The following is a 2,891-nucleotide window of genomic DNA, read 5'->3' as shown; positions in this document are numbered from 1 at the left end:
TAGACGATCCGGCCGCGGGTCAGATCGTAGGGGCTCAGCTCCACGATCACGCGGTCCTCGGGGAGGATGCGGATGTAGTGCTGACGCATCTTGCCGGAGATGTGGGCAAGAACCTTGTGGCCGTTGGTCAGCTCCACGCGGAACATCGCGTTCGGGAGCGCCTCGATCACAGATCCTTCGATCTCGATGACACCGTCTTTTTTGGCCATAGCCTCACTGTCGCTAAAAGTTGGGGTTTGCTGGTCGTGCGTTGACTCGGGTCACGGCATACGGAAAGCACGCCTAAGACACCAAGGATCAATCTTATGGGAAGTCCGCCGGATTCGCCAATCCTGGTCTATGATCTGCTCCCGCTCTCAGCGAACGCGCGGTTCAGGCGATCGGGGCCGGCGTGATGCCGAACGGGGCGAGTCCCGCCGCGCCGCCGTCTTCCGCCGTCAGCACCCAGATGCCGCCGGCGTGCACGGCGACGCTGTGCTCCCAGTGCGCGGCAGCGGAGCCGTCCTCGGTGGCGACGGTCCAGCCGTCGTCCTTCACGTAGGTGTCCTGGTCGCCCAGCACCACCATCGGCTCGATCGCGACCACGAGTCCCGGCTTGACCTCGGGGCCCTTGGCGCGGACCCGGTAGTTGAACACCGGCGGCTCCTCGTGCATGCGCCGGCCGATGCCGTGGCCGATGTAGTCGGTGAGGATGCCGTACTCGCCCTGCGACTGGATGTAGTCCTCGATCGCCTCGCCCACCTCGTTGAGGTGCCGCGCCGTCGTCAGCCGCGCGATGCCGTGCCAGAGCGACGCCTCCGTCACGTCCGACAGCCGCTGTCGCTCGGCGACGACCTCGGGCCGAGCCGGGTCGGGGAGCACGAAGGTGCGTGCCGCGTCGCCGTTCCAGCCGTCCTGGATCGCCCCGCTGTCCACTGAGAGGATGTCCCCCGGCTGCAGGATGCGGGAGCCGGGGATGCCGTGCACGACCTCGTCGTTCACCGACGCGCAGATCGTGTGGTGGTAGCCGGCCTCGAGCGTGAAGTTCGACCGCGCGCCCAGGGCCTCGATCGCCGCCTCGGCGATGCCGTCCAACTCGATCGTCGTGACACCGGCCGCGACCGCGTCCGCGACGGCGGACAGCGATGCGGCGGTGGCACGGCCCGGCGCCACCATCTGGCGGAGCTGGGCGGGCGTCTTGTAGATCGACTTCCTGAAGACCACGGAGGTTACGCGACCGGCTCGTCGGCGCCCGCGAGCGGGTGGATGCCGCGGCCGGCCAGCGCCTCGCGGATGCGCGACGCGACCTCGTCGATGCCGCCGAGCCCGTCGACCTCGACCAGCAGCCCGCGCTCGCGGTACACGTCGATCAGCGGCGACGTCTCGCGCAGGTAGACCTCCTGGCGGTGCCGGATGGCCTCCTCGGAGTCGTCCGCGCGGCCCTGCTCCGCAGCGCGCTTGGTCAGGCGGGCGACGATCTCGTCCTGATCGGCGACCAGCTGGATCACGGCGCCGAGCTCCTCGCCCTTCCCGGCGAGCAGGTCGTCCAGGTAACGCACCTGGTCCAGCGTGCGCGGGTACCCGTCGAGCAGGAAGCCGTCCTTCGCGTCCTCCTCGGCGAGGCGGTCGGTGACCAGCTGGTTCGTGAGGCTGTCCGGGACGTAGTCGCCCGCGTCCACGATGGCTTTCACCTGCAGCCCGAGAGGCGTCTCGTTCTTGATGTTCGCCCGGAAGATGTCGCCCGTGGAGATCTCCGGAATCCCGTAGGCGCTGCTGATGCGGGCGGCCTGAGTGCCCTTGCCCGCTCCGGGAGGTCCGACGATCAGCATTCGAGTCAACGCAGAAGCCCTTCGTAATGCCGCTGCTGGAGCTGGGAGTCGATCTGCTTGACCGTCTCCAACCCGACACCGACGATGATCAGGATGGACGTGCCGCCGAACATGAAGTTCTGGCTGGCGCCGAGCAACGCGAACGCGACGAGCGGGATGAGTGCGATCACACCGAGGTAGATCGAGCCCGGCAGCGTCACGCGCGTCAGCACGTAGTCGAGGTACTCGGCCGTCGGGCGTCCGGCGCGGATACCGGGGATGAAGCCACCGTACTTCTTCATGTTGTCGGCGACCTCCTCCGGGTTGAACGTGATCGCGACGTAGAAGTACGTGAAGCCGACGATCAGGAGGAAGTACAGGAGCATGTAGAGCGGGTGGTCGCCCTTGGTGAGGTAGTTCGTGATCCAGGTCACCCAGGGCGCGGGCGCCTTGCCTGCGGCCGGCTGGTTGAACTGGGCGATCAGCGCGGGCAGGTACAGCAGCGACGAGGCGAAGATGACGGGCACGACACCGGCCATGTTCACCTTGATCGGGATGTACGTGTTGTTCCCGCCGTAGGTCCGCCTGCCGACCATCCGCTTGGCGTACTGCACGGGGATGCGGCGCTGGGACTGCTCGACGAAGACGACGGCGGCGACGATGAGCAGGCCGATGGCGATCACGACCAGGAGGACCTCGATGCTCTGCGACTGCGCGATGGCCCAGAGCGAGCTCGGGAACTGCGCGGCGATCGAGGTGAAGATCAGGAGCGACATGCCGTTGCCGATGCCGCGCTCGGTGACGAGCTCGCCCATCCACATGATGAGGCCGGTGCCGGCGGTCATGGTGATGACCATGAGCATGATCGCGTACCAGGAGTCGTCGGTGACGAGCTGCTGGCACTGCTGGACGGCGGTCGAGCCGAACAGCGCGCCCGAGCGGGCGACCGTGATCAGCGTGGTCGACTGGAGCACGCCGAGCGCGATGGTGAGGTAACGCGTGTACTGCGTCAGCTTGGCCTGACCGGCCTGACCCTCCTTGTAGAGGGTCTCGAAGCGCGGGATGACCACGCGCAGCAGCTGCACGATGATCGACGCGGTGATG

At 67.2% G+C, this 2,891-nt stretch carries 4 protein-coding genes; all 4 read right to left on the bottom strand.

Annotation, left to right across the window (positions count from 1 at the left end; all coding sequences use genetic code 11):
- Positions 1-209, bottom strand: a 209-nt coding sequence (infA, locus tag ACTHMF_RS19035; protein ID WP_440319778.1) for a translation initiation factor IF-1, incomplete at its 3' end; no start/stop codon positions are given.
- Positions 210-372: 163 nt separating this feature from the next.
- A complete protein-coding gene (gene map / locus ACTHMF_RS19030) occupies positions 373-1,203 on the bottom strand; it encodes a type I methionyl aminopeptidase (RefSeq protein WP_440319776.1) in 831 nt (276 codons plus the stop codon).
- 5 nt (positions 1,204-1,208) lie between these two features.
- The gene (locus tag ACTHMF_RS19025) at positions 1,209-1,817 is read right to left on the bottom strand and encodes an adenylate kinase (protein ID WP_314146780.1); all 609 of its coding nucleotides are present in this window, start codon (positions 1,815-1,817) and stop codon (positions 1,209-1,211) included.
- Positions 1,814-2,891: preprotein translocase subunit SecY (gene secY / locus ACTHMF_RS19020; RefSeq protein ID WP_440319775.1), on the bottom strand; the 1,078-nt coding region annotated here is incomplete at its 5' end. The genes secY and ACTHMF_RS19025, both read right to left, overlap by 4 nt.

Origin of the sequence: Leifsonia sp. (assembly GCF_051955155.1) — a bacterium.
In the GTDB taxonomy this organism is placed as follows: Bacteria; Actinomycetota; Actinomycetes; order Actinomycetales; family Microbacteriaceae; genus Leifsonia.
The sequence above is the reverse complement of the archived record's forward strand: the minus strand, read 5'-3'. Positions and strand labels throughout refer to the sequence as shown.